This is a genomic window from Pseudomonas sp. BRG-100 (assembly GCF_000737955.1).
GTDB lineage: Bacteria > Pseudomonadota > Gammaproteobacteria > Pseudomonadales > Pseudomonadaceae > Aquipseudomonas > Aquipseudomonas synxantha_A.
This window is the reverse complement of sequence record NZ_JPRX01000001.1, coordinates 558,130-583,796: the sequence shown is the minus strand read 5'-3', so window position 1 is coordinate 583,796 and position 25,667 is coordinate 558,130. Positions and strand designations below refer to the sequence as shown.

The following is a 25,667-nucleotide window of genomic DNA, read 5'->3' as shown; positions in this document are numbered from 1 at the left end:
ACTTACACAATCATCAAGGAGCGACAGATGTCCAAACTTATGGAAGTTGATCAAGCCAAGGTTCAACAGTTTTCGGCGCGCATCATGGAGGACTACGGCAACACGCTGCGCGGCGCCATGCTCTACATCGGCGACCAGTTGGGCTTGTTCAAGGCACTGGCCGACGGCGAGGCCGTCACCTTGGAACAATTGGCGCACAAGACCGGCTACAACGCCCGCTACTTGCGTGAATGGCTGGGCAGTATGGTCACCGGAAATTATGTGACCTATGACGCTCAAACTCGCCGCTACCGGATGCCCGCTGAATTTGTGCCGGTACTCGCCGATGAAGACTCGCCGTATTTCGCCGGTGGCATCATCCAGTTGAGCGTGCCGTTCGTAAGCATGGCGCCCAAAGTCATCGAAGCCTTCCGCCATGGCGGTGGCTGCGCCGAAGAAGCGTTCCCGCTGGAAACCTGGAAAGGCATGGAGCGCATGACCATGCCTTGGTACAAGCACTACCTGGTCCAGCACTGGATCCCGTCCCTGGACGGTGTCGAAGAGAAGCTCAAAACCGGCGGCAGTGTGCTGGATTTCGGCTGCGGCGCGGGCTTGGCGGCGATCACTATGGCCAAGGCTTACCCCGAGGCGCGCATCGTCGGCTGCGATTTCCACTTGCCTTCCATCGAGTTGGCCCGCGCCAACGCCGAGGCGGCCGGGGTGGGCGACCGGGTGCAGTTCGAGGTCAACGATTCGGATGCCCTGCGCGGCCAGCAGTTCGACTTCGTGACCACTTTCGTGGTGATCCACGACGCCACTGACCCCCAGCAAATGCTCAAGGATCTGCGCGCCGCCACGGCCAAAGACGGCACCTACCTGATGGTAGAACTCAACCTGTCCGAAGAGCTGCACGAGAACATGAACCTGTTCGGCCGCGTCATGTACCCGCAGAGCACCCTCTATTGCATGACTTGCTCGCTGTCCCATGGCGGGGAAGGGCTGGGAGCGTTCATGGGTGAGAAACGTGCGCGCCAGATGGCGCAGGCGGCCGGTTTCAGCCATTTCCGCAAAGTTCCCTCGGAGTGGCCGCCGATGCCGGCGCTATTCGAACTCAAGCCTTGATGTGAACTTGCTGTGGCGAAGGCGCTTGCACCCTCGCCACGGTGCGCAGCGTTCCCGAAATATTGCGCAATAAGGCAATTTAATGGCCCCTTTGTAACAAAATCCTCGCCAAAATCACTTTTATTTTCAGGTGGTTAGGCGGGGATGCAAATGCGCACTGTTGGAATGATGCTGATTGCCTGCTCCCTGGCGGGGGGCGCGACCACCGTACAGGCTCGGGAGTTGCGTGAGGGTGACAAGTACATGTGCAGTTGGGGCGCGGGCACAGCTGCCAGGGCTCAGGAGTTGAAGTTGTCCGGAGTGTCGCTGTATGCCGCTCGGCAGAAGATCCAGACCATCAAGTTCAACAAATCCTGGATGCGCATGATGGCCATGGGGATTACCGAGCAAACCTATGACAGCCACTCAAGACTGAAGCCGGAGGCGATCCGCAAAAGTTTTTACCAGGATTGCCTGCGCTACAAAGTCGCACGTAAATAAGCCGAAGCCGTTTAACGACGCTTACAAATCCCCCACAAACCCTGTGTGAGTATTTGCATACAATTGCGCACTTCTTCATGGAGGCTTGTATGCGAGTGCTTATTCGAGCGGCGACAGCCGATGATGTCGATACGCTGTGCGCTATTCGCACCTCGGTGGTGCAAAACCATCTGAGCCTTGAGCAGATGGCCGAACGGGGGATCACGCCGCCGGTACTGGTCGACGCGATACGCCAAGCGCCTTGCGCCTGGGTCGCCGAAGTCAACGGCCAGGCCGCCGGATTTTCCATGGTTGATCTGGATGAAGGTGAAGTGTTCGCGATGTTCGTGTTGCCCACACACGAGAACCTGGGCCTGGGACGGCAACTGATGGCAGTGGCTGAAGCCGCTTTGTTTGAACGCCACAACAGGCTGTACCTGATCACTGACGGGCGTGATGAAATCCGTGCCAACGGTTTCTATCAACGCCTGGGCTGGTCCAACGTCGGCCCAGTTGATGGCGACGATGTTCGCTACGAAAAGAGCAGGGCACCCTAAGGTCATGAGTGCCCAAAAACCCCCATCCTCCAACGGCTTGCTGTATCTCGCCGTGGGGGTGCTGTGCCTCGCGGCGCTACTGGGGTTCTATTTCGTTCAACTCAACGCCCAGGTGGACCGCCAGCGTGAAGAGGCCGCTGAGCGCCTGGCGCTTTGTCGGCAAATGGAGACCGTCGTGGAGGTGAGCGCTGCCAGGCGCGCTGAACTTCAACAGACGTGCAAGCAATTGAGTGAACAGTGATTGAACAGTGTGCCGTACCTAATCAATAACCCTTTTTTATAATGGACTTATGGCACGGGTATAACCGTTACTTGCACCAAAAAGTGGCACTAACTGTTCCGTTACCATAAAAAACATGTGGTTATTGAATGACTTACGGCGCTTTCAATCCGACGAAAGGATTAAAATAATCTTGTTACACGTTTTTACAGTCGCTACTATAGCCGGGCGTTCACCTCCCACGGTTTATGCATTTTTAAATCCCAAGTTTCCATCAGCTACTTGGGATTTTTTTTGCCTGGAATTAAGTACGGGCAATAACGGCAGCGATACGGCCTGTCATTCGAAACGCGCTCGTTGCCGGGCGAAATGAGGCATGGCTAACACTTTTGCATCAATCGTCCGGCCTGCGGCAAAACCTCATCTACGCTGTTTGGATCACAACCATCAGGTAGGCCCGTACAAGGGCGCTTGTCATGATCTCGATCGTCGAATTCAACCGCATCATGGCCTCGGGGTTCCAGCCTCTTTGCTGCGACTGCACCTTGAACAGCGATGGCTCGCTGCGCATCAGCATCTATGAGCCGCAGTCCGGTCGCGTCGATCTTCTGTTGACGTGCGTATCCCCTGAAGGCCTAAACAGCATCCGTTCCATCTCAAACCTGATTGGTGAGTTGCGTGCCGAGATCAAGGCCGGGCGCCGTGGGTTTGCGGCGGTAGGTTAGTGGTTGTGCGCGGCGTCAGAGGCGCCGCAGGAAGGATTTGACGATGTGACGGGTGGCGTCGGTGGTGTCCAGTTCGTCCAGGGCGCTGTAGGCGTACCACTGGCAGGCAACGATTTCGTTGCACGGCCGCGCCTCCTCGATATTCACCACCGAGGCCTCGAACACGTGGTGCAGCGTGTCGCGGGCCTTCAGCTCTTGCAAGTACAGCAAGCCATCGACGCTTAATCCGGTTTCTTCTTCCAGCTCGCGTTCGGCGGCGCCCACCGGGCGTTCGTCGCGTTCTACCTTGCCGCCCGGCAAGGCCCACTTTGATCTGGCCTTGCGCACAAAGAGAATATGGCCTTCATGTTCGCAAATGACGGTTGCCCTAATTTTCATCGTATGTGCCCCCGCGCCGGATGAATGTCACAAAAGTGTAATGCAAATGTCATGCTAAGTGGTTATGGCGTGCCGGGTTCTGTATGTGGATACTGCCCGATTGACGAAGACGAACGAGGGCATTCGATGAAGACCATACGCTGGGGCATGATCGGCTGTGGCAGTGTCACTGAGTTAAAGAGTGGACCCGCTTTCTACAAAGCGCCAGGTTCGGCATTGGTGGCCGTGATGGGGCGGCGTATCGAGGCGGTGCGCGATTATGCGGCGCGGCACGGTATCGCGCGTTTTCATACCGATGCCCAGGCACTGATCAATGACCCTGAGGTGGATGCGGTCTACATCGCCACACCGCCCGACAGTCACCTTGAATACAGCCTGATGGTGGCGGCGGCGGGCAAGCATTGCTGCGTCGAAAAACCCATGTCGCTGAATGCCGAGCAGAGCGCATTGATGCAACGCACCTTCGAGCGCGCCGGGCTGCACCTGTTTGTTTCCTACTATCGGCGCTCGTTGCCGCGCTTTCAGCAAGTGCGCAGCTGGTTGCAGGAAGGGCGTATCGGTGAGTTGCGGCACCTGACCTGGACCCTGTGCAAGCCTGCCGCTGCAACTGATAGCAACGCCGCCAATTGGCGCACCGATCCGGCCATTGCCGGTGGCGGCTATTTCGCCGACCTGGCCAGCCACGGGTTCGACCTGTTCCAGTACCTGGCCGGGGATATTGTCGAGGTCTCAGGCTTTTCCGCGCGTCAGGCCGGGCGCTACGCGGCAGAGGATGCCGTGACGGCCTGCTGGACCTTCGCCAATGGTGCCTTGGGCATGGGCTGCTGGAACTTCGTGGCGGACCGTCGCGAAGACCGTGTCGAATTGATCGGCAGCCGTGGCCGCATTCAGTTTTCAGTGTTCGAGGACCAGCCGTTGCGCCTGGAAGGCGAAACCAGCGAGGTGTTGGAAGTGCCGTGCCATGCACATATCCAGTGGCACCACGTACTGGGCATGAATGCGCATATTCGCGGGGACGCCGAACATCCGTCGCTGGCGATCGAGGCGTTGAAGACCGATATCATCCTGGACAAGGTGTTGCAACGTTACTCCAATCATCCCTAGCTGCCGCGATAGCGTAAGACTTCATTTTTTAAAGGAATACCGGGATGAAATACTGGATGGTGTTGTGGCTCCTGATCGCCACAGTTGCAACTGCGGCGCCGCGTGACCAAGGGCTGCCGGGGGAGTTTGACTTTTATGTGCTGTCGTTGTCGTGGTCACCGACCTTCTGCCTGACGCACCCAGGCAATGAACAGTGCACGGGCAAGGGCTATGGGTTTGTGTTACACGGCTTGTGGCCGCAATACGCGCGGGGAGGGTGGCCGGCCTCCTGTGCGCCACAGTCACGCTTGAATGACGAGGAAATGGACAAGGGGGCGGCAATGTTTCCAACCCGTGCGCTGCTCAAGCACGAGTGGGCCAAGCATGGCACCTGCAGCGGGCTCGAACCGCTGGAATATCTGGACAAGACCGACACGGCACTCGGCGCGGTGGTCATCCCGCCGCAACTGCAGCCGTTCAATACACCCGCGTCGCTACAGGCGCGTGAGATTGAGGACTTGTTTCGCGAGAGTAACCCGCGCATGGGCAATCACGGCTTGGCGGTGATCTGCAAGGGCAAGGTGCTGTCGGAGGTGCGCGTGTGCCTGACCAAGGAACTGGCATTCACCGGATGCCCGCGCAGTGTAAAAAGCCAATGCCGTAGCGGTGATATTCGCATTCCGACGCAGCGCTGAGCTCGATTGCGGCAGCCAGGTTGTTCTCGTGACGGCCTAAAAGCAACACTGATCTTGTGGGAGGGAGCTTGCTCCCGATGGCGGCCTCAGGGCCGACCACGAGGCTGGATCAGACCGAGTACATGTCCATTCCTGTGGTAACGGCCGCTATTGGTTCCGCTTTTACAGCGGGTCACTTTGGAAAAGAGGATGGCATGAAGGCTCCAGGACAAAGGCGAAACACGGGTTTTACCAGAAGGTCCGCGAGCGCAGGTATTAATACGACGGTCGTGACGGATGAAAGTGTTACAGCATTGAACAACACGGGTGCCGATTGTTAGGGTAGACGGCCAACAGGAGGGTAAGTACATGGATTTCACCGGCAAAACCGCGATCGTCACCGGCGGCGCACGCGGCTTGGGGCTCAGTTATGCACGAGGGTTGGCCCTGGCCGGCGCCCGTGTGGTCATCAGCGATATTGGTGCCGACAAGATGGGGGCAGGCACCGATGCGTCGGTGGTGCAACAGGCCGCCGACACCCTGCGTGACGAAGGGCTGACGGTTGTGGGCCATGGCGGTGACTTGTCCACGGACGAGGGGTGCCGGCAACTGATCGCGTTTGCCCTCGAAATGTTCGGCCGGCTCGACATCCTGATTCACAACGCCGGTTGGGTGGGTTACCAGCCCATCGCAGAACTGGACGCCAGCTTCCTTCAGCGCGCCATGGACATCAATCTCTACGCGCCGCTGTGGCTGTGCAAGCATGCTTGGCCGCACCTGCTGCGCTCTAGAGCGCCGCGCATCATCCTCACCACTTCCGACCGCGCCATGTATGCGCAATACGAGCAAACCGGGCTAGTGGCTTACAGCGCCGGCAAGATGGCACAGTTGGGCATCATGAACGCGCTGAGTCATGAAGGTGCCGAGGCCGGAATCCGCGTCAACGCGATCTCGCCGGTGGCCAAGACACGCATGTGGGGCGTGACCGACGAGCCGGACGAACTCAAGCCGGAGTGGGTGACGCCGGGGGTCTTGTTCCTTGCTTCGTCGCAGTGCACGGATACCGGCTACATACTGCGCGCCAGCAACGGTCAATTCACCGCGACGCGTTTCAGCGAAAATCCCGGCGTGGATTACCCGCGCAATCTCGCCCGTATAAAAGCGGGGAGTGCTGAAGAAGTTGCTGCCGCATGGTCGCGCATCAAACAGCCGCATACCCAGGCCATCACCTGAATCTGTCTCCCTCTACCAAGGCTTGACCATGAACAATAGCCCCGTGCGCATCACTGGCGAAGAAACTCTTTCGGACAACTGGTACCTGCTGAAGAAATACAGCTTCGACCTGCGCCGTCGCGACGGCAGCTGGCAAGCCCAGACGCGTGAGGTCTACGACCGGGGCAACGGCGCAACGATCCTTTTGTACAACCGCGAGCGCCGCACGGTGCTGCTGATTCGCCAGTTCCGTATGCCGACGTTCGTCAACGATTACTCCGGCTACCTGATTGAAGCAGCGGCCGGCTTGCTCGACAACGCCAGCCCCGAAGAGCGTATACGCCTGGAAGCCGAAGAAGAGACCGGCTACCGCGTGGGGCATGTGGAGAAAATCTATGCAGCGTTTATGAGCCCGGGATCGGTGACTGAACGGATTCACTTTTTTATCGGTGAGTATCAGCCAGGCGATCGAGTGGGGGCGGGTGGTGGCCTGGAAGAAGAGGGCGAGGATATCGAGGTGTTGGAGCTGGGCTTCGAGCAGGCGCTGGCGATGGTGCAGAGTGGGGATATTGTGGATGGAAAAACGATTATGTTATTGCAGCATTTGGAGTTGCGGATACTGAGAGACGGGTGGTGATGGGACCAGGCGTGCAGGCAAAAAAATCCCGCCTGTAAAGACGGGATTGTTTGACCCGGGTTACCGAATCAGGAAGGGAACAGTTCGCTCAACTTCATCGCCAGCATCATGTCGCCTTCGGTGCGCAGCTTGCCGCCCATGAACGCCTGCATGCCGTCGGTGGAACCGTCGACGATGCCTTCCAGGGTCTCGCTGTCCATCACCAGGGTGACCTGGGCGTCAGGGTTTTCACCTTCCTGGAGTTCGCAGGTCTTGTCCTTGACCACCAGCGAAAAATTCTTGGTGTCGTCGATACGGAAACCGAACACCAGGTCCAAGCCTTCGGCAGCGCTTGGGTTGAATTTGGCTTTCATTGCTTCTACAGCTTTGGCTACGTCAGTCATGGTTTCGATCCTTTTATGGTGAGTCCAGTGACCTTGGGGTCACGGTTGGCCGCAGTTCATCGGAAAGTGATGAGCTGCGGCGCCTTCAACAGTTGCAGGTGGGCATGACTGTTGAAGGAAGCCAGTGCCACCTCGCGACCACGGAATTTCAGCTGGTTGAGCGAGGTGTTTACAATTTGCCAGTTCATTTCGAACGCCTGGGCTGCAGGCATTCGGGTAATCAGGTGGAGCAGGGCGGTGATGGTGCCGCCGGACGTGAACACCGCGATTTTGTCGGCGCTCCGGGCGGCCTCAAGGATGCGTTGCAAGCCACCCTGGACCCGCTCGACAAACCCCAGCCAGCTTTCCAGCCCAGGTGGGTCATAGGTGCCGGCCAGCCAGCGCTCGATGATCAGGGCGAAGATGCGCTGGAACTCGCTGCGGTTCTGCGGGCCATTGCGCAGGATATGCACGGCATCGGGCTCGCTGCCGAGTAAATCAGGCAGCAGGCCGCGGATGATGGCTTCGCCGTCGAACTCGTTGAAGGCGCTGTCGGTTTCGAGTATGGGGGCCGGCAGGCCGAGGGCGCGGTATTGATCGAACGTGGCGCTGGCGGTGTGTTGCTGGCGACGCAGGTCGCCGGCGATACAGCGGTCGAACACCAGGCCCAGGTCTGCCAGATGGCGACCGAGCACTTGCGCCTGTTCCACGCCGACGGGCGACAGGACGTCATAGTCGTCTGCACCGAAGGAGGCCTGGCCATGTCGAATCAGATAGATGCTGCCCACGTCCGTTTTCCCGGTACGTTGAAAGTCTGGCGAGGTTATGAGGATGCCTGCGAGCTGTCAATGAAAAAACATACGCTTGTTTTAAAAGCCCGTTGGAGCCCGCCTGCTGGCGGTTTGAGCACTGGCTCCAACGCAGTGGCGTCGGTATGCTGGGGCCATCCGCGCCTGGCGCAGTGCATTTTTTAAGGAGACATATGGATTTTCTGGCCGAATACGCGAGCTTTCTGGCGAAGACCGTCACCCTGGTGGTCGCTATTCTGGTGGTATTGATCAGCTTCGCAGCGCTGCGCAGCAAGGGTCGTCGCAAGTCCGCCGGCCAACTGCAGGTCAGCAAGCTGAATGATTTCTACAAGGGCCTGCGCGAGCGCCTGGAGTCGAGCCTGCTCGACAAAGACCAGCTCAAGGCGCTGCGCAAGTCCGAGAGCAAAGCCGAAAAGAAGAAAGACAAGAACAAGCCCCAGGCCAAGGCACGGGTGTTCGTGCTGGATTTCAATGGCGACATCAAGGCGTCGGCGACCGAAAGCCTGCGCCATGAAATCACCGCGCTGCTGAGCCTGGCCACACCCAAGGATGAAGTGGTGCTGCGCCTGGAAAGCGGCGGCGGCATGGTGCACAGCTATGGCCTGGCGTCGTCGCAACTGGCGCGCATCCGCCAGGCCGGCGTGCCGTTGACCGTGTGCATCGACAAGGTGGCGGCCAGCGGCGGCTACATGATGGCGTGCATCGGCGAGAAGATCATCAGCGCACCGTTCGCCATCCTCGGCTCCATCGGCGTGGTCGCGCAGTTGCCCAACGTCAACCGCCTGCTGAAAAAGCACGACATCGACTTCGAAGTGCTGACCGCCGGTGAATACAAACGCACCCTCACGGTGTTTGGCGAAAATACCGAGAAGGGCCGGGAGAAGTTCCAGGAAGACCTGGACATTACCCACCAGTTGTTCAAGAACTTTGTCTCGCGGTACCGCCCGCAATTGGCGATTGATGATGTAGCGACCGGTGAAGTGTGGTTGGGTGTGGCCGCCCTCGACAAACAGTTGGTCGACGAGCTGCAGACCAGCGATGAATACCTGGCCACCAAGGCCAAGACTGCCGAAGTGTTCCACCTGCACTATGCCGAGCGTAAAAGCCTGCAAGAGCGCGTGGGCCTGGCGGCCAGCGGTTCGGTAGACCGGGTATTGCTGACCTGGTGGAGCCGTTTGACCCAGCAGCGGTTCTGGTAAATCCTCAGGCTGTAGGCGGTCCCCTGTGGGAGGGGGCTTGCCCCCGATGGGCACGGATATCCACACAACCTATTAGCTGCCGACCGTAACCACGATGCGAAGCGAGCCGCTCTTGATCTTGCTTTTTAATCTTGGGCGCCCCGTTAAACCACGCTGGCCGGAATTCGACAGGGATTTGGGGGGTAAACCGGCAGGGATGCCGGTTTAGCCGCCCCGCGCCATGGATGGCGCGTGGCGGCGGCCCCCCAAATCCCTGTCGGATTACGGGCACACCGAGCCTAGGCGAGGTGCCGAGTGGTGGGGCAAGAGCGCTTTGGTTACTTTCGCCTGGGCCGGCATTCCGGCTTTTCGAAAGTGACCCGCTGTAAGAGCGGAACCCATGGTGGCCGTTACCTAAATAACGGATATGTACTCGGTCTGATCCAGCATCCCGGTCGGCCCTGAGGCCGCCATCGGGAGCAAGCCCCCTCCCACATTCAGCTGTGTGTGGGTATCGGCTTGCGCATCAGGCTCCCCACCACCAGCGCGCCCAGCAACCCCAATAAACCCGCCACCGACAACACCCCGCTGAACCCACCCACAAACGCCTGCCGCGCCAGCGGTTGCACTGTTACTCGCGCTGCTTCGGGCACCAGGTCCAGCGCCGCGGGCATATCACCGGCTACCACCCGCGAAGCAATACCCGCCACCTGCGCCTGCCACTGCGGGTCGATACTCGCGCTCAGCAACTGTTCGCTGTGGCTGCTCAGCCATGCGCCATACACGCCGATGGCCAACATGATTGCGCTGAAGCGCATGGTGGTGCTCATGCCCGAGGCCATACCTGCGCGATCCCGCGGCACGCAGGCCATGATGTTTTTCTGCGTGTCGCCATTGAGTAACCCCGCGCCTGCACCGGTGACGGCGATCGCCAGGGCAAAGGGCAGATAGCCGCCGGCCTGCACGGCCCACGCGCTCAACAGATTGCCGCAGCCCACCAGGGTCAAGCCACTCGCCATCATGGTCGCCGGTGTGAAGCGTGCCGCCAGACGTACACCGACGCGCGGGCAGATCAGCATGGTCAAGGCAAACGGCAACATGCCCAGGCCCGAGGCAATCGCGGAGAAACCCAGGCCGTTCTGCAGGTAGAACGGCAGCAACGTCATCATCACCTGGGCGCAACCGGCGTAGGCAAACATGCCGAGCAAGGCGCCGATAAAGCGTGGGTGCCGAAACAGCTGCAAGTCCACCATCGATCGCTGCTGCAGGTGCTCGACCAGCACAAACACACCCATCAGCAGCCCACCGCCGAGCAGGCGAGCGTAGGTCAGCGGGCTATCCCAACCGATGCGATTGGCCTCGATCAGCCCCCAGATCAGGCACAGCAAGCTGCCACTGAACGCCAGGCTGCCCCAGGGATCCAGGCGCGCCGATCGGGTGTCGCGGGACTCGGGAATCGCCCGCAGCACCAAGGCCATCAGTACCAGCCCCACCGGCAGATTGAGATAGAAAATCCAGCGCCAGCCCAGGTACTCGGTAATCAAGCCGCCCAGGGTCGGTGCGGCGGTCATCGCCACGCCCATGCAAGCGCCCCAGAACGCCCAGGCCTTGGCGCGTTCTATTTCATCGTGGAAGGTATGCCCGATAGACGCCAGTGCCGAGGTCAGCAGCAGCGCCGCACCCACCCCCTTCACGGCCCGGGCGATGTCCAGCCACAGCGCGGTGGGTGCTGCGCCGCAGCCCAGGGAGGCGAGGATGAAAATACCCAGGCCCCAGACCAGGGTTTTCTTGCGGCCAAAGCGGTCGGCGATACTCCCGGCCGGCAACAACAAGGCGGCGAACGCCAGCATATAAGCGCTGACGACCCACTCGATATCGGCAAAGTTGGCGCCCAGGTCGCGGGCGATGCTCGGCAGCGTGACGGCAACGATGTTGGTATCCAGCACGATCAACGAGCAGACAGCGGAGGCGGTCACCAGCGTCAGGCGTGGACTGACCCGGCTCACAAGCAAATTACCTGGTAGGCAATACGGAAATCTCGGTTGACTTGCATCGCAAGGGCTCTCTAGTGTTCAGGTACTGCGAGCTTATCCCTGGCGAATCACATTTTTGTTAGGCACCAGGAAGTACTTCATTACCTTTGAGCTAATACTGCCATGGAAATCCGCCATTTTCGTTACTTCCTGGCCGTGGCCCGGCAGCGCAATTTCACCCGCGCCGCCGAGCAATTGGGCATTGCGCCGCCGACCCTGAGCCGGCAAATCCAGGACATGGAAACCAGCCTGGGCACGCGCTTGTTTGTCCGCCGGCAGCGCGAAGTCAGCCTCACCGAAGCGGGTGCCGCGCTGCTGAGCGAGGCCGAAGCCGCCGTGCGCCAATTCGAGTTCGCACAGCGCAATGCCCAGCGCGCCGGGCGTGGCGAGATCGGGCATATTGAGTTGGGTTACGTGGCCTCGGCGCTGTACTGCGGGCTGTTGCAGCGCCAGGTACGGGGGTTCAGCCAGGCGTTTGCCGATGTGAACGTGAACCTGCGCGAATGGGCTATGGCTGCGCTACCGGGTGCGGTGGCCGAGGGGCGCTGCGATATCGGTTATATCCGTTCGCCGATGACTCTGCCGGACGGCGTGGAGGCGGTGCGCCTGGACAGCGAAGGCTTTGTGCTGGCGCTGGCCCATGATTCCTGGCTGCTGGGGCTTAAGGCAATCACCTGCGAGCACCTGGAAAACGAGACGTTTATCTTGCCGGAACAAATCAGCGGCACCTTGCATGTCGCCGCCCAGGGCGGCTACGCACCGCGCCTCGGCGCGCAGCCGGGCGGGTTGGTGGCGGTGGTGGCCCTGGTGTCGTTGGGGCAGGGGGTTGCGGTAGTGCCGGCATCGATGGTCGGGCATGTGAGCCTGCCGGGCGTGGTGTATCGCAATATCCAGGGCAATGAGGCGTCGTCGTGGTTGTCGTTGATTTACCGGCGTTTTGAAAAAGCGCCGGCGGTGGCGCGGTATATCCAGCAGGTCAAGCAGTCAGTCGCGGCTGCACCGAGTCGGCCAGGCGCGTAAGAATCAGGCAGCACGACACCGCCCCGGCGTCCAGCACCCCGAGAGAGCGCTCGCCCAGGCGACTGGCGCGGCCGATCTTGGCCACCAGGTCCTTGGTCGAATCGCGCCCCTGGGAGGCGGCGGTTTTCATCGCCTCCAGCGCATCGTTGAAAGACGCCCCGGATGCATGTGCCTGTTCAAACGCCTCTACTGCAGGAATAAGGGTATCCATCAGGCACTTGTCGCCCACGCCCGCCTCGGTGATGTCCTGCAGTGAGGTCAGGCCGCCGCGCAACAGATGGGCGAAGGTCGCGGCGTCGATGTCTTCACAATTGCGCACTTCGTCGGCCATGCCAATAAACAGGCTGCCATACAGCGGGCCCATGGAGCCGCCGATGCCTTCCATCAGGCTCAGGGTCAGTTCATCCAGGGCTTGGGCCAGGCTCAGTTGGCGGCCTTCGATAGTGCGACCGCAGTGGGCGAAGCCCTTGGCCATGTTGATGCCGTGGTCGCCGTCGCCAATGGCGCCGTCGACTTCGCTGAGGTATTCGCGATTGGCCACGATGACGCTGACCAGGTCGGCAACGATGGCGCTGCCGTCACGGGTGGAAAAGTGCTGGCTCATGTTTACTCCGCCTGGGTCATGCCGATGGAACGGCAGGGTTGGTCGATCAGGGTTTTCAGCTCGGCGTCGAGGCCGAGCAGGGTCAGGGTCACGCCCATCATTTCCAGGGAGGTGAAGTAGTTGCCGACGTAGCAACGGTGAATCTTCAAGCCCTTGGCCTTGAGTTGTTTTTCCACCTCGGCGTAGAAAATGTACAGCTCCATCACTGGCGTGGCGCCAAGGCCCGAGACCAGCACCACCACACTGTCGTCCTGGCTGAAGTCGCGGTCGGCCAGGATCGGCGCAAGCATGCGCTCGGCCATGGCCGCAGCCGGTTCAATCGGAATGACTTCGATGCCCGGCTCGCCATGATGGCCGATGCCCAGTTCCATCTGGCCGTCAGGGATCTGGAAGTTCGGCTTGCCGACGGCGGCGATGGTGCAGGGCGTGAGGCCGATACCGATCGAGCGGCAGTGGTCGACGGTCTTCTGCGCGACGCGAATCACCCCGTCGAGGTCGTAATGCTGGGCGGCGGCGGCACCGCCGATCTTCCACATGAAGATTTCCCCGGCCACTCCGCGACGCTTGGCGATATCGGCCTTGGGCGCCGAGGCCACGTCGTCGTTGGCCACCACGGTGCGGATGCGCATGTCTTTGCTGGCGGCCATTTTCATCGCCAGCTTGACGTTCATATTGTCGCCGGCGTAGTTGCCATACAGGCAGGCTACGCCCGCGCCATGGTCGGCGGCGCGGAAGGCGTCGAAAAAGCTCTTGGCGGTGGGCGAGGAGAAAATCTCGCCGACAGCCACGGCGTCTACCAGGCCCGGGCCGACATAGCCGAGGAACGCCGGCTCATGCCCGGAGCCGCCGCCGGTGACGATGCCGACCCGACCCTGGCCGGAGGGCCGGGCCTTGACGATGACCCGTGGGTTGGTTTCGTACTGGCGCAGTTCGGGGTGCGCGACCAGGATGCCGCGCAGCATGTCTTCGACCACTTGGTCGGGATCGTTGATGACTCGATTCATAACGCGGGTTCCTGTGTTCTTGTTCTAAGGGGTGACACCCCTCCATTGTGGGAGCTGGCTTGCCTGCGATGGCGGTGTGTCAGTTGGGGAATCTTTATCTGATTCACCGCCATCGCAGGCAAGCCAGCTCCCACAGTTTGTGTGTTGCTGCTGGAATCAGGGTTCGAGCACCACCTTGAGCGATTTATCGCCGCGCTCCATCACCGCAAACGCCTCCTTGAAATCCGCCAGTGCAAACTTGTGGGTCACCACATCGCGCATGTCGATTTTGCGGTTGCCGATAAAGTCGATGGCTCTCGGGTACATATAGGGCCCCAGGTGCGAGCCGAGGATGTCCAGCTCCTTGCGATCGCCAATGATCGACCAATCGACAGTGGCCTCGTCATTGAACACGCTGAACTCGACGAAGCGCCCCAGCTTGCGCAGCATCGCCAGGCCCTGGTTGACCGCCTTGTGGTGCCCGGTGGCTTCGATGTAGATGTCGCAACCGTAGCCGTCGGTGATCTCGCGGATTTTGGCCAGCACATCGACCTCGGCCGGGTTCCAGACTTCGTCGGCGCCCATGCGCAGGGCGAGGGCGGCGCGTTCGGGCTTCATGTCCAGCACGATGAGTTTTTTCGGGTTGCGCAATCGCACCGCGCCGATAATGCCCAGGCCCAAAGTGCCGGCGCCTGCGACCACTACGATGTCGTCATGGTCGACGTTGGCGCGCTCCGCCGCGTGCAGCGAGCAGGCCAGCGGCTCGATCAGGATCGCTTCGTCGGGCGCGATGGATTCCGGCACTTTGTGGATGATGCCTTCCTTGGTGAAAATCATGTACTGGGCCATGGCGCCCTGCACATTATTCTGGAAGCCATACAGGTCATGCTTCTGGCACATCCAGTACTGGCCGTGGTTGCAGAAGCGGCAACCCCAGCACGGCACGATCTGTTCGGAAATCACCCGGTCGCCGACCGCCACGCCGCGCTTTTCGGCGCCTGGGCCAAGGGCGACCACACGGCACACGAACTCATGCCCGGGAATCATCGGCGGCTTCACATAGCGCGGTTGCTCGGCATCGCCCCAGAACGACGGCGCGCCGCGATAGGTCTTGATGTCGCCCATGCAAATGCCGCACAGCTCGACCTTGGTCAGGATCTCGTCGGGGCCGGGGGTGGGCACGTCGACGGTTTCCAGGCGGTAGTCTTCCGGCCCATGGCAGACCACGGCCTGCATGGTTTTGGGGATGCTCGGTGCAAGTTGTTCGGGTGTGCGTTCGGTGACGGTGGACATGACAAGACCTCACGACATAAAGATGAATTACTGAATGCTGTAGCCGCCGTCGATCACCATGTTGGCGCCGGTGATCATCTGCGCGGCATCGCTGAGCAGGTATAGCGCCAGCCCGGCGATTTCTTCCGGCTGGGCAAAACGCCCCGCCGGGATCTGCAATTTGGCCCGCTCACCCACGTCGCCGGCCCAGGCTTTTTTGCCCAGGGCGGTTTCGACGATGGTGGGGGAGATGGCATTGACGTTCACCTGCGGCGCCCACTCCATGGCCAATACCTTGGTCATGCCGACGATGGCGGCTTTGCTGGCGCAGTAGGCGACGTGACGGTCCAGGCCAATCACAGCGGCCTGGGACGCCAGGTTGACGATGCGCCCGCTGCCTTGGGCGAGCATATGTCTGGCGCAGGCCTGGGCCACGAAGAAACTCGCCTTGAGGTTGATGTCCAGGGTAGTGTCCCAGGCGCTTTCGCTGACCTCGATGGCTTTGTCCAGCAACACCACGCCTGCGCTGTTGATCAGGTAATCCAGGCGTTGGAAATGTGTGAATACGCGGTCGATGGCGGGTTGTATCTGGCCGGTCTGGCCGAGGTCGACGGCAATGCCCAGGTGCCCGGCACCCAGGCTGGCGGCCACCTCGACCACGGCCGGGTCGCGGTCCAGCAGCGCCACCCTTGCGCCGCGTTCCGCCAGTAAGTTGGCGCAGGCCAGACCAATGCCGGCGGCGCCACCGGTGATGACCGCGCAACGGCCGCTGAGGTCGAAGGCTTGGTTCCAGAAACCAGACATGAATAACTCCCGTTACAGATCAAAAGGTAGAACGCGGTCCAATGTGGGAGCTGGCTTGCCCGCGATTGCATCGACCCGGTCTACCTGATGCACCCAGGTGCCTGCATCGCAGGCAAGCCAGCTCCCACAGTTGACTGTGTTTCAAGCCACTGACTACTTGCCGCCGCTGACTTGCTTGTACAGCGCATCCGCATTGGCATTGGTCACCGGCACCCACGGCAGGATGTAGTTCCTGGCCGTGCCGTCATCCCATTTCACGTCCTTGGCGTAGCGCTCCCAGATCACCGATTGCGGCTTGTAGTCCTCACCGGCCAGGGCGCGCAGGGCCACGTCCAGTGCGCCTTGGGATTGGGCCTGGGCGTCCTGGAGGAATGTTGTGACTTCGTCTTTTTTTGCCGCCTGGATCGCATCCGGCATACCGTCGATGGAGGTCACGGGTACCTCTCTGGAGGTCAGTCCGTGGGACTTCAGGGCCTGCACAGCGCCGAGGGCCATGTCGTCGTTCTGGGCGATCACGCCGTTGATGCCCTTGGGGTGGGCGTTGAGCCAGTCTTCGGTGAGGGTCATGGCCTGGGCGCGGTCCCAGTTGGCGGTTTTCTTCTCGATGATCTTGATATCAGGGTGTTTGCCCAACACTTCCAGCTCGCCTTTTTCCCGGTCGATCTGCGCCGACTGGCCAATCGGGCCCTGGATGATCACCACGTTGCCCTTGCCGTTGAGCTTGTCGACCATGGCCTGGGCCTGCAGGCGGCCGCCTTCGACGTCGTCGTTCCCCACATACGGCACGCTGGCATCGGCTACTTTCGTATTGGAGGCGATGACCACCACGTCGTTGCTCATGGCCGCCTTGACTGTGCCGACGCCGGCCTTGGTATCAATGGGCACGAACAGAATCGCGTCGTAGCGTTGGGTCACCATGTTTTCGATCTGGTTGTTCTGGGTCAGGGCGTCGTAGTTGCCGTCGAATACGGTCAACTGCACGGTGCCATCCTTGACGGCCGGATGTTCCTTGAGCTCACGCACCCAGTTCTGCATGAACTGGCCCTTGAGGCCGTAGACGGCTGCGCCGATCTTGTAGGTCTTGCCATCGGCTGCCATGGCGACACTGCTGGCGAGCAGGGAGAGGGCCGCCGCGGCGGCCAGGGTAGTACCCAGTTTCATAAGTCGAACTCCAGTTATTGTTATCGGTCGTTCTTCAGCGTTTTTTCTTGCGCCACACGTCGATCAGTACTGCGAACACGATGATCAGGCCCTTGGCGACCTGCTGGTAATAGGAGGACACGCCGAGCAGGTTCAGGCCGTTGTTGATCACACCGATCAGCAGCGCCCCGAACAAGGTGCCGACAATGCTACCGGTACCGCCCGACAGGCTGGTGCCGCCGATCACCACCGCGGCAATCGCGTCCAGCTCATAGGAAACCCCGGCCTGGGGCAGGGCAGAGGTGGTACGTGCCGACAACACCACGCCGGCCAATCCGGCGAGCAGGCCCGAAACCACGTACACCGAAAACATCACCTTGCGCACGCCGATGCCGGAGGTGCGTGCGCTTTTTTCATTGCCGCCCACCGCGTACACGTAGCGGCCGTAGGTGGTGTAGCGCAGCACCATCCAGAAGATCAGCGCGACCACAGCGAAGATAATGATCGGCACGCCCACTGGGCCGATCTTGCCGATACCCAGCGCCAGGTAGGCGTCGGGCAGGTCGGTGATCGGGCTGCCGTCGTTGAGGATAAAGGTCATGCCGCGGGCGATGCTGAGCATACCCAGGGTGGCCACGAACGGCGGGATCGACAGGTTGGCGACCATAAAACCGTTGACCACGCCAAGCATCGCCCCGGCAAACATCCCGGCGCTGACCGCCGCCAACAGGCCATAGCCCTGGGTGGCGACCATCGCGCTGCACAATCCGGCAAAGGCCAGGATCGAACCTACCGACAAGTCGATGCCCTTGGTCAGGATCACATAAGTCATGCCCACGGCGAGGATGCCGTTGATGGAGGTCTGGCGCAGGATGTCCATCCAGTTGCGCCAGGTCATGAAGTATTCGCTGGAAAACGCCATCACCACGCACAGCAGGATAAACACCAGCGGCAGGCCGAAGCGGTCCAGAGACAGGCGCAAGCGGTTGCGTGGCGCGGTGGTGACAGGGGCGGCAAGGGTTTTGGCATTCATGAGGCAAGACTCAACAAGGCTTCCTGGGAAAGAGCGGTGTCGGTGCTGATGGTCACCAGCCGGCCGCCCTTGAATACGGCGATGCGATCGCTCAGGTGCAGCAGTTCCGGGGCTTCGGACGACACCACAATGGCGGCGCCGCCGGTCCGTACGAACTGGTCGAGCAGGTGGTAGATCTCCTGCTTGGCGCCTTCATCGATGCCGCGGGTGGGTTCGTCGCAAAGCAGGCACACCGGCTCGGTGGACAGGCATTTGGCGAGCACGACTTTTTGTTGGTTGCCGCCGCTCATGGACGCCACCGGCAGGTCCAGAGAGCTGGTCTTGATCTGCAGGCGCTTGACCATGTCTTCGGCCAGTTGGGCTTCCTTGCGCGCATTGATCAGCGACCAACTCGACAAACGCTTGTAGGCCGACAGCGCGATGTTCGAGAGGATGCTGCCGGTCAGCACCAGGCCACTGTCCTTGCGGTCTTCGGTGACCAGCGACATACCGGCGTTGATGGTGGCCTTGGGCAGTCCGATGGGCATGGGCTTGCCTTGCAGGGTGACGCTGCCGGAATCGGCTACGGTCAGGCCGTAGATGCAGTTAAGAAACTCACTGCGCCCGGAGCCCATCAGCCCGTAGATGCCAAGAATTTCGCCACGGCGCAATTGCAGGCTGATGTCGTGGAACTCGCCGTTGCGGCTCAGGTTGTCGACTTGCAGGCAGGTGTCGGCGGCGCATTCACGGCCGACCTTGTGGTCGATGCGCGTCAGTTCCTGGCCAACAATGCCGCGTACCAGGTGGTCGCGGTCGATATCGGCCATGCGCCCGCTTTCCACAAAGGCACCATCGCGAAAGATGCTGTAGTCATCGGCGATCTGCGCCAGTTCGCTCAAGCGATGGGACACATACACGATACCGGCACCCCGTGCAGTGAGGCGGCGAATGGCCTTGAACAGGGTTTCTGCCTCGCGCTCGCCGATGGCCGAGGTGGGCTCGTCCATGATCATCACCTGGCAGTCATGGCTGAACGCCTTGGCGATCTCCACCAGTTGAATCTGCGCCACGCTCAAGCGGTGCATGGGGCTGGTGGCGTCGACGTCGAACTCCAGGCTTTCAAGCAGCTCGCGGGTGCGGCGGTTCAGGGCCTTGCTGTCGACGATGCAACCGGCGCGGCGCGGTTCGCGGCCCAGCCAGATGTTTTCGGCGACGGTCATGTAGGGGATGGGTTCGAGCTCTTGGGTGATCATCGCGATCCCGGCCGCCAAGGCTTCACTGGGGCGGTTGAACTGCACCGGTGCACCGTTGAGCGCAATGGTGCCGGCGTCACGCTGGGTGATGCCCATCAGGATGCCCAGGAAGGTCGACTTGCCGGCGCCATTGCCACCGCACAGGGCGTGGACGCTGCCGGCGCGCAGAGAGAGGCGCCCGTCACGCAGGGCAGGTACCCCGGCGTAAGCCTTGGCGACGTGTTCAGCCTGGAGCAGTAATGGCTTGGCCATCGGCGTGTCCTCGTGCTGTGAATTCTTATTAGGTCGCACAGTCATGTTTCGCTGTGATCATATGTGTATCAAATGAAATTCTGATCAGTCAATCTCTTTCATTAAAAAGCGTTGATTCTCATCTGTAGTGGCTTTAATGGCTGTTTATACCGCTTTGACTGGGAGGTCAGTTAAATCGCGCTTGACATGAAGGGCATAATGATCGCGAAATGACTGAGCGAAATTTCATTGAGTGATCATATGATCAGTCTTAATCTAGATCAGGGCAGCGGAGCCAGACGCCATGAACACACCTTTTCCGGTGGCTATCGGATGCGATGAAGCGGGTTTTGAGCTTAAAGAGCTGTTGAAGCGCCATATCGAGGCGCTGGGTTACCCGGTCACTGACTTCGGTACCCATTCCATCGCGCCGGTGCTCTATCCGGACATCGCGCTGGCCGTGGCCAACGCTATCAGCGCCGGGCAGCAGCGCCTCGGTGTGCTGGTGTGCGGCACCGGCATCGGCATGGCCATCTCGGCCAACAAGGTGTTGGGTATCCGCGCGGCTCAGGCCCATGACACCTATTCGGCGGAGCGGGCGCGCAAGAGCAACGATGCGCAGATTCTGTCCATCGGTGCGCGGGTGATCGGCGCCGAACTGGCCAAGAGCATTGTCACGGCGTTCCTGGCCTCGGAGTTCGAGGTGGCGCGTTCCGGGGCCAAGGTCGAGCGCATCAACGCAATCGAGCGCGATGGGCATCAGTAGTGGACGGCACGGGGCAAGAGTCGGGAGAATGCGCCTTTGACGCCGAAACGGAAGCCCGTCCCCATGAGTGACAGTACCCAGCGCATGGCCAGCGATATCGATCAAATGACCGAAGTGGCGATGCTCTATTACCTTGAGAACGTCACTCAGGAAGCCATTGCCAAGCGCTTTGACCTGTCGCGGGCCAAAGTCAGCCGCCTGCTCAAGCGTGCGCGAGATGAAGGCATCGTCGAGGTGCGCGTGTTGCAGCACCCGGCGATGAACAACGAACTGGAACGCGCGTTGGTGGAGCGCTTCAAGCTCGACCGCGCCTTGATCGCCGTTGACCATAGCGACCCCGACACCCAGCGCTCGGCAGTCGCCAGCCTGGTCGCCAACTACCTGAACAAAACCTTGGGCGATGGCATGATCGTCGCCGTGGGCATGGGCCGTAACGTCGGCGCGGTGGCCGATAACGTGTTCCTGCCGGTGACGCGCAACTGCACGTTCGTATGTGCTATCGGTGGTTCGCTCAAGGCCGGCGAGTACATGAACCCCGACCATATCTGCCGGCGCCTTGCCCTGCGCTTTGGCGGCGAAAGCGAAAGCCTGTACGCCCCGGCGCTGGTGGCCAACCCGGAACTGCGTGGTGTGTTGATCAATAACGACACGGTACGCTCCACCCTCGACCGCGCCCGGCGTGCCGACATTGCCCTGATCGGCATTGGTGATATGAGCGAAAACAGCAACATGGTGCGCATGGGCTGGTTCTCGCCCCAGGAAATCGCCCAGGCGCGGTTGTCCGGCACGGTGGGCGATATGATGGGCTATGACTTTATCGATATTCACGGCCAGCCGGCGGTCAACGCCATTCAAGGCCGAGTGATCGGGTTGACGGTGCAGGAGCTGTTCCGCATCCCGGATGTGGTGGCGATTGCCAGTGAAAACACCAAGGCCGCGGCGACGCTGGGGGCGTTGCGGTCGGGGGTGATCAATACGCTGGCGACGACCGTCACCAATGCCCACACCATCCTGGCGCTGGATGATGCCACCCGAAAGTCTTGATACCACACCGTTCCGAATGTGGAATGGGGGCTTGTGTGGGAGGGAGCAAGCCCCCTCCCACATTGGTTTTGCATCGGCTGGAAGACAGGTTTTGTAATAGTTTTGCTATGTGGGAATTGTGTATTTGGGCTGTAGGATTCAAGTCCTTTTGTTATTTCAGGACTTGCATGAACACCCTCTCGGAGCCTCCCAGTCGTCTTTCTCCAAGACACTTACTGTCGCTGTTCCCCCTGAAGCACCCCGTATTCCGACTGCTAACCTTGTCCCGGTCCACTGACCGCGCATTGCCGTGTCCGGCATTCTGAAAACTTTGAATACAGAGACTCTATAAATGGAATGGTTAGCGGATCCAACGGCCTGGCTGGGCCTGGCGACCTTGATTGTGCTGGAACTGGTGCTGGGTATCGACAACCTGGTGTTTATCGCGATCCTGGCAGACAAGTTGCCGCCGGAGCAGCGTGACCGTGCACGCTTGATCGGTTTGTCCCTGGCGTTGCTGATGCGTCTGGGCCTGTTGGCGAGTATTTCCTGGTTGGTGACCCTCACCCAGCCGTTGTTCGAGGTGTTCGACAAGAGCTTTTCCGGCCGTGACCTGATCATGCTGTTCGGTGGTGTGTTCCTGTTGTTCAAGGCCACCATGGAGCTGCACGAACGCCTGGAAGGCCACGTGGCCCAGCACAAGGGCAATGTGGCTTATGCGATGTTCTGGCCGATCGTGGCGCAGATCGTGGTGCTCGACGCAGTGTTCTCCCTCGATGCGGTGATTACCGCAGTGGGCATGGTCGATGAGCTGGCGGTGATGATGATCGCGGTGATCGTGTCCATCGGTTTGATGATCGTGGCGAGCAAGCCGCTGACCCGTTTCGTCAACGCCCACCCTACGGTGATCATGCTGTGCCTGGGCTTCTTGATGATGATCGGTTTCGCCCTGACCGCCGAAGGCTTGGGCTTCCATATTCCCAAGGGCTACCTGTACGCGGCCATTGGTTTCTCGATTCTGATCGAGGTGTTCAACCAGATTGCCCGCTCGCGTCGCAAGAAATCGGCACAAGGTGTGCTGCCGGTGCGTGAGCGTACGGCCCATGCAGTGATGCGTTTATTGGGTGGCCGCAGCCTGGCGCTGGAAGAGGTGGGTGAAGAGGTCGCTGACTTGCTGGGCGAGCCGGATACTGCACAGGGCCCGCTGTTTGATCGACGTGAGCGGGTGATGATCAGCGGTGTGCTGCAACTGGCCGAACGGCCGATTCGTACCCTGATGACACCACGGGCCAAGGTTGACTGCATCGACCTGGCGGACGATCCCGACACGATCCGCCTGAAGCTGATGCATTCGTCCTACTCGCGTTTGCCGCTGATCCGCAACGGTGCGGTGGATGAACCCTTGGGCTTTGTGCACAAGAAGGAACTGCTCAAGGAGTACCTGGCCGGTAACGAGCCGAACCTGGAGCACCTGGCGCGCCGGGCGATCAACCTGCTGGAGAGCTTTTCGATCCTCAATGCCCTGGAGCAGATGCGCCAGGAGTCCACCCACATCGCCTTCGTGATCAACGAATTCGGGGACTTCATGGGCGTGTTGAGCATGACCGATATTCTGGAATCCATCGCCGGTGAATTGCCCGATGCCAGCGAAATCGAAGGGCCGGACATCGTCGAGCAGAACGACGGCTTTCGTGCCAACGGTGCCTTGAACCTCAATCTGGTGCGTCAGCGCACGGGCTTCAAGGCTGCGGCGACCGAGGATTATCAAACCCTGGCGGGGTTGGTGATGAGCCTGCTCGACCGTTTGCCGGTGGTGGGCGATAGCCTGGAACATGAGGGTTGGCGTTTGACGGTAGCTGAAGTGGAGGAGCGTCGAGTGACGCAAGTGCACTTGCGCCCTTGCTCAGGTCATAACGGTTGAAGATGTCTGTTACGCACTGCTCTTGTTCTTCAAGTGGGCCGAAGCCCTTGAGTTTTTCTACCACGATTCCCTCCTGGTAGATCAGTAGCGTCGGGGTGCCTGTCACATCAGGGTGCCTCGGCGTATGGGCGCAATCGAGTACCAAACTGACTAGCCAGGGATGCTTCCAAGCGGCCTGTTCGAATAAGGAGCCTGCTTGCGCACAGGCAGGGCAGTGCTCGGAAACAAACAGAATGAACACCGGGCGCGGGGTGTTCAGTACCCGATTGAACTCTTTGGCGCTGGAAATTCTGCGCGTGGCGACTCCCATGTCGATCCCCTTCCGGCTGTGTTGGTTTTTGCCAACGCTAAGCCGGTGGGGTACCACCGTCTACTGTCAACCTTCACAGGTGTGCGTCGATCCGAGGCGGTCAGTATGGGGGCGCAGTAACACCGTTGTGGGGCGTTGCGTAGCAACACCCGATGCTGGCGGCGCAAAGCCGTTAAGCGCTTCAATACCTATCTTACTGAACCCTAAAGAGTTTCCCGACCGCATATTTTTCCTCCCGTGGCTGTGGCACACTTTCTGCTGTCTATTCCGTTGTTACATACCAAGTTCCGGTATAACGGAATACACAGCCCCTGGAGTGCTTGTCATGCATCACCGACCTTCCGTATTCAAAGCGTGTGTTTTTCTTGTTGCCGCATCGGCTTCCTTCACAAGCATGGTGCAGGCGGCGGACAGCAAGCTGGATGATGTGCTCAAGCGCGGGCATCTGATCGTGGGTACAGGCAGTACCAATGCGCCGTGGCACTTCCAGGGAGCGGATGGCAAATTGCAGGGGTTTGATATCGACATCGGCCGCATGGTGGCCAAGGGTTTGTTCAATGACCCGAGCAAGGTCGAGTTTGTGGTGCAGTCATCCGATGCGCGCATTCCCAACCTGCTGACGGACAAGGTCGACATGAGCTGCCAGTTCATCACCGTCACCGCCAGCCGTGCGCAGCAGGTGGCTTTTACTTTGCCGTACTACCGCGAAGGTGTCGGCCTGCTGTTGCCCAACAACAGCAAGTACAAGGAAATCGAAGACCTTCAAGCCGCAGGCGATGACGTGACCGTGGCCGTGCTGCAAAACGTGTACGCCGAAGAGCTGGTGCACCAGGCACTGCCCAAAGCCAAGGTCGACCAGTACGACAGTGTCGACCTGATGTACCAGGCCGTGAACTCCGGTCGCGCCGACGCGGCTGCCACCGATCAGTCCTCGGTCAAATACCTGATGGTGCAGAACCCCGGTCGCTACCGCAGCCCCACTTACGCCTGGAGCCCGCAAACCTACGCGTGTGCGGTCAAGCGTGGCGACCAGGATTGGCTGAACTTCGTCAACACCGCGCTGCATGAAGCCATGACCGGTGTGGAGTTTCCCACCTACAAGGCTTCTTTCAAGCAGTGGTTCGGCGTTGACCTGCCAGAACCGGCCATCGGTTTTCCCGTGGAATTCAAATGATCCGGAACAGCCGGGGCGTGCTTGAGCACGCCTCACTCAGGTATTGCCGACCATGAACTATCAGTTGAATTTTGCCGCCGTCTGGCGTGACTTCGACACCTTGCTGGCGGGGCTCGGCCTGGGCCTGCAGTTGGCTCTGCTGTCGATTGCCATCGGCTGCGTGATCGGCCTGCTGATGGCGTTCGCCATGCTGTCCCGGCACCGCGCGTTGCGCATCCTCGCTTCGGTGTACGTGACGGTGGTGCGCAATACGCCGATCCTGGTGTTGATCCTGTTGATCTATTTCGCCTTGCCGTCCTTGGGGATTCGCCTGGACAAAATCCCTTCGTTCATCGTCACCCTGTCGCTGTACGCCGGTGCCTACCTGACCGAAGTATTCCGCGCCGGACTGTTGAATATTCCCAAGGGCTTGCGTGAAGCGGGGTTGGCGATCGGCCTTGGCGAATGGCGGATTCGCGCCTATATCACCGTGCCGGTGATGCTGCGCAACGTGCTGCCGGCGCTGTCGAACAACTTTATCTCGCTGTTCAAGGACACGTCCCTGGCCGCCGCGATCGCGGTGCCGGAGCTGACCTATTACGCCCGCAAGATCAACGTTGAAAGCTACCGGGTGATTGAAACCTGGCTGGTTACGACCGCGCTCTATGTGGCTGCCTGTTACCTGATTGCCATGCTGCTCCGTTACCTGGAGCAGCGTCTGGCGATCCGTCGTTAAGGAAGGGTTTG

The 25,667-nt window shown here is 60.3% G+C and carries 27 protein-coding genes and 1 pseudogene; 16 read left to right on the top strand and 12 right to left on the bottom strand.

Going from position 1 to position 25,667, the window contains the following annotated elements; translation table 11 throughout:
- The first annotated feature begins 27 nt into the window (after window positions 1-27).
- The 5 genes from JH25_RS24325 to JH25_RS24345 all read left to right on the top strand — a co-directional run bounded on the left by JH25_RS24325 (window position 28) and on the right by JH25_RS24345 (window position 3,062).
- A complete protein-coding gene (locus JH25_RS24325; protein WP_032876133.1) occupies window positions 28-1,101 on the top strand; it encodes a class I SAM-dependent methyltransferase in 1,074 nt (357 codons plus the stop codon).
- 150 nt (window positions 1,102-1,251) lie between these two features.
- Window positions 1,252-1,581, top strand: coding sequence for a hypothetical protein (locus JH25_RS24330; RefSeq protein WP_032803867.1), 330 nt, complete (start codon window positions 1,252-1,254; stop codon window positions 1,579-1,581).
- A gap of 89 nt (window positions 1,582-1,670) precedes the next feature.
- A complete protein-coding gene (locus tag JH25_RS24335; RefSeq protein WP_032876130.1) occupies window positions 1,671-2,117 on the top strand; it encodes a GNAT family N-acetyltransferase in 447 nt (148 codons plus the stop codon).
- A gap of 4 nt (window positions 2,118-2,121) precedes the next feature.
- Entirely contained in the window at window positions 2,122-2,358 is a 237-nt protein-coding gene (locus JH25_RS24340) for a hypothetical protein (protein WP_032876127.1), read from the top strand.
- Window positions 2,359-2,813: 455 nt separating this feature from the next.
- Window positions 2,814-3,062: a DUF1652 domain-containing protein gene (locus JH25_RS24345; RefSeq protein ID WP_032876124.1), complete on the top strand. Its 249-nt coding sequence runs from the start codon at window positions 2,814-2,816 to the stop codon at window positions 3,060-3,062.
- A gap of 15 nt (window positions 3,063-3,077) precedes the next feature.
- On the opposite strand, the gene JH25_RS24350 is transcribed toward JH25_RS24345, so the two are convergent.
- Entirely contained in the window at window positions 3,078-3,440 is a 363-nt protein-coding gene (locus tag JH25_RS24350; RefSeq protein ID WP_032876122.1) for an NUDIX hydrolase, read from the bottom strand.
- 126 nt (window positions 3,441-3,566) lie between these two features.
- Between JH25_RS24350 and JH25_RS24355 the strand changes: the two genes are divergently transcribed.
- The 4 genes from JH25_RS24355 (at window position 3,567) to JH25_RS24370 (ending at window position 7,046) form a co-directional block, all read left to right on the top strand.
- Window positions 3,567-4,544: a Gfo/Idh/MocA family protein gene (locus tag JH25_RS24355; RefSeq protein WP_032876119.1), complete on the top strand. Its 978-nt coding sequence runs from the start codon at window positions 3,567-3,569 to the stop codon at window positions 4,542-4,544.
- Window positions 4,545-4,588: 44 nt separating this feature from the next.
- Window positions 4,589-5,218, top strand: a complete 630-nt coding sequence (locus JH25_RS24360) for a ribonuclease T2 family protein (RefSeq protein WP_032876116.1) — start codon at window positions 4,589-4,591, stop codon at window positions 5,216-5,218.
- Window positions 5,219-5,566: 348 nt separating this feature from the next.
- On the top strand, window positions 5,567-6,430 hold the full coding sequence (locus JH25_RS24365) for an SDR family NAD(P)-dependent oxidoreductase (RefSeq protein WP_032876113.1): 864 nt from the start codon (window positions 5,567-5,569) through the stop codon (window positions 6,428-6,430).
- Window positions 6,431-6,458: 28 nt separating this feature from the next.
- A complete protein-coding gene (locus tag JH25_RS24370) occupies window positions 6,459-7,046 on the top strand; it encodes an NUDIX domain-containing protein (protein ID WP_005788870.1) in 588 nt (195 codons plus the stop codon).
- A gap of 68 nt (window positions 7,047-7,114) precedes the next feature.
- Here JH25_RS24370 and JH25_RS24375 read toward each other — a convergent pair whose 3' ends face one another.
- Window positions 7,115-7,429, bottom strand: a complete 315-nt coding sequence (locus JH25_RS24375; RefSeq protein ID WP_005788868.1) for an SCP2 sterol-binding domain-containing protein — start codon at window positions 7,427-7,429, stop codon at window positions 7,115-7,117.
- 56 nt (window positions 7,430-7,485) lie between these two features.
- On the bottom strand, window positions 7,486-8,196 hold the full coding sequence (locus tag JH25_RS24380) for a histidine phosphatase family protein (RefSeq protein ID WP_032876109.1): 711 nt from the start codon (window positions 8,194-8,196) through the stop codon (window positions 7,486-7,488).
- 194 nt (window positions 8,197-8,390) lie between these two features.
- On the opposite strand from JH25_RS24380, the gene sohB reads away from it, so the two are divergent.
- Window positions 8,391-9,416: a protease SohB gene (gene sohB / locus JH25_RS24385; protein WP_032876106.1), complete on the top strand. Its 1,026-nt coding sequence runs from the start codon at window positions 8,391-8,393 to the stop codon at window positions 9,414-9,416.
- A 476-nt stretch (window positions 9,417-9,892) separates the two neighbouring features.
- Here the strand turns inward: sohB and JH25_RS24390 are convergent, their stop codons facing one another.
- On the bottom strand, window positions 9,893-11,401 hold the full coding sequence (locus tag JH25_RS24390) for an MFS transporter (RefSeq protein ID WP_032876104.1): 1,509 nt from the start codon (window positions 11,399-11,401) through the stop codon (window positions 9,893-9,895).
- Window positions 11,402-11,551: 150 nt separating this feature from the next.
- Between JH25_RS24390 and JH25_RS24395 the strand changes: the two genes are divergently transcribed.
- Complete coding sequence (locus JH25_RS24395; RefSeq protein ID WP_032876102.1) at window positions 11,552-12,448, top strand: LysR family transcriptional regulator; 897 nt, start codon at window positions 11,552-11,554, stop codon at window positions 12,446-12,448.
- Here the strand turns inward: JH25_RS24395 and dhaL are convergent.
- The 7 genes from dhaL to JH25_RS24430 form a co-directional block, all read right to left on the bottom strand.
- The gene (gene dhaL, locus JH25_RS24400; RefSeq protein WP_005788858.1) at window positions 12,405-13,052 is read right to left on the bottom strand and encodes a dihydroxyacetone kinase subunit DhaL; all 648 of its coding nucleotides are present in this window, start codon (window positions 13,050-13,052) and stop codon (window positions 12,405-12,407) included. The two genes, JH25_RS24395 and dhaL, sit on opposite strands and share 44 nt — an antisense overlap.
- A 2-nt stretch (window positions 13,053-13,054) precedes the next feature.
- Entirely contained in the window at window positions 13,055-14,056 is a 1,002-nt protein-coding gene (locus tag JH25_RS24405) for a dihydroxyacetone kinase subunit DhaK (protein ID WP_032876100.1), read from the bottom strand.
- A 156-nt stretch (window positions 14,057-14,212) separates the two neighbouring features.
- On the bottom strand, window positions 14,213-15,328 hold the full coding sequence (locus tag JH25_RS24410; RefSeq protein ID WP_032876099.1) for an MDR/zinc-dependent alcohol dehydrogenase-like family protein: 1,116 nt from the start codon (window positions 15,326-15,328) through the stop codon (window positions 14,213-14,215).
- Between the two features lie 27 nt (window positions 15,329-15,355).
- Entirely contained in the window at window positions 15,356-16,111 is a 756-nt protein-coding gene (locus JH25_RS24415) for an SDR family oxidoreductase (protein ID WP_032876097.1), read from the bottom strand.
- A gap of 153 nt (window positions 16,112-16,264) precedes the next feature.
- The gene (locus JH25_RS24420; RefSeq protein ID WP_032876095.1) at window positions 16,265-17,272 is read right to left on the bottom strand and encodes a substrate-binding domain-containing protein; all 1,008 of its coding nucleotides are present in this window, start codon (window positions 17,270-17,272) and stop codon (window positions 16,265-16,267) included.
- A gap of 34 nt (window positions 17,273-17,306) precedes the next feature.
- Window positions 17,307-18,284, bottom strand: a complete 978-nt coding sequence (locus JH25_RS24425; protein WP_005788849.1) for an ABC transporter permease — start codon at window positions 18,282-18,284, stop codon at window positions 17,307-17,309.
- Window positions 18,281-19,768: a sugar ABC transporter ATP-binding protein gene (locus JH25_RS24430; RefSeq protein WP_032876092.1), complete on the bottom strand. Its 1,488-nt coding sequence runs from the start codon at window positions 19,766-19,768 to the stop codon at window positions 18,281-18,283. Before JH25_RS24430 ends, JH25_RS24425 begins: the two co-directional genes overlap by 4 nt.
- 283 nt (window positions 19,769-20,051) lie before the next feature.
- Here JH25_RS24430 and rpiB point away from each other — a divergent pair, with 283 nt between their 5' ends.
- From rpiB to JH25_RS24445, 3 genes are all read left to right on the top strand, one after another.
- Window positions 20,052-20,513, top strand: coding sequence for a ribose 5-phosphate isomerase B (gene rpiB, locus JH25_RS24435; RefSeq protein ID WP_032876090.1), 462 nt, complete (start codon window positions 20,052-20,054; stop codon window positions 20,511-20,513).
- Between the two features lie 63 nt (window positions 20,514-20,576).
- The gene (locus tag JH25_RS24440; protein ID WP_005788844.1) at window positions 20,577-21,557 is read left to right on the top strand and encodes a sugar-binding transcriptional regulator; all 981 of its coding nucleotides are present in this window, start codon (window positions 20,577-20,579) and stop codon (window positions 21,555-21,557) included.
- Between the two features lie 331 nt (window positions 21,558-21,888).
- Window positions 21,889-23,457, top strand: coding sequence for a TerC family protein (locus JH25_RS24445; protein ID WP_032876087.1), 1,569 nt, complete (start codon window positions 21,889-21,891; stop codon window positions 23,455-23,457).
- Window positions 23,458-23,494: 37 nt separating this feature from the next.
- Here the strand turns inward: JH25_RS24445 and JH25_RS27765 are convergent.
- A pseudogene (locus JH25_RS27765) lies at window positions 23,495-23,767 on the bottom strand (thioredoxin family protein); the annotation flags it as partial.
- A gap of 325 nt (window positions 23,768-24,092) precedes the next feature.
- Here JH25_RS27765 and JH25_RS24450 point away from each other — a divergent pair.
- On the top strand, window positions 24,093-24,941 hold the full coding sequence (locus JH25_RS24450) for a transporter substrate-binding domain-containing protein (protein ID WP_005788838.1): 849 nt from the start codon (window positions 24,093-24,095) through the stop codon (window positions 24,939-24,941).
- A gap of 52 nt (window positions 24,942-24,993) precedes the next feature.
- Entirely contained in the window at window positions 24,994-25,656 is a 663-nt protein-coding gene (locus JH25_RS24455) for an amino acid ABC transporter permease (RefSeq protein ID WP_005788836.1), read from the top strand.
- The last annotated feature ends 11 nt before the right edge of the window (window positions 25,657-25,667 follow it).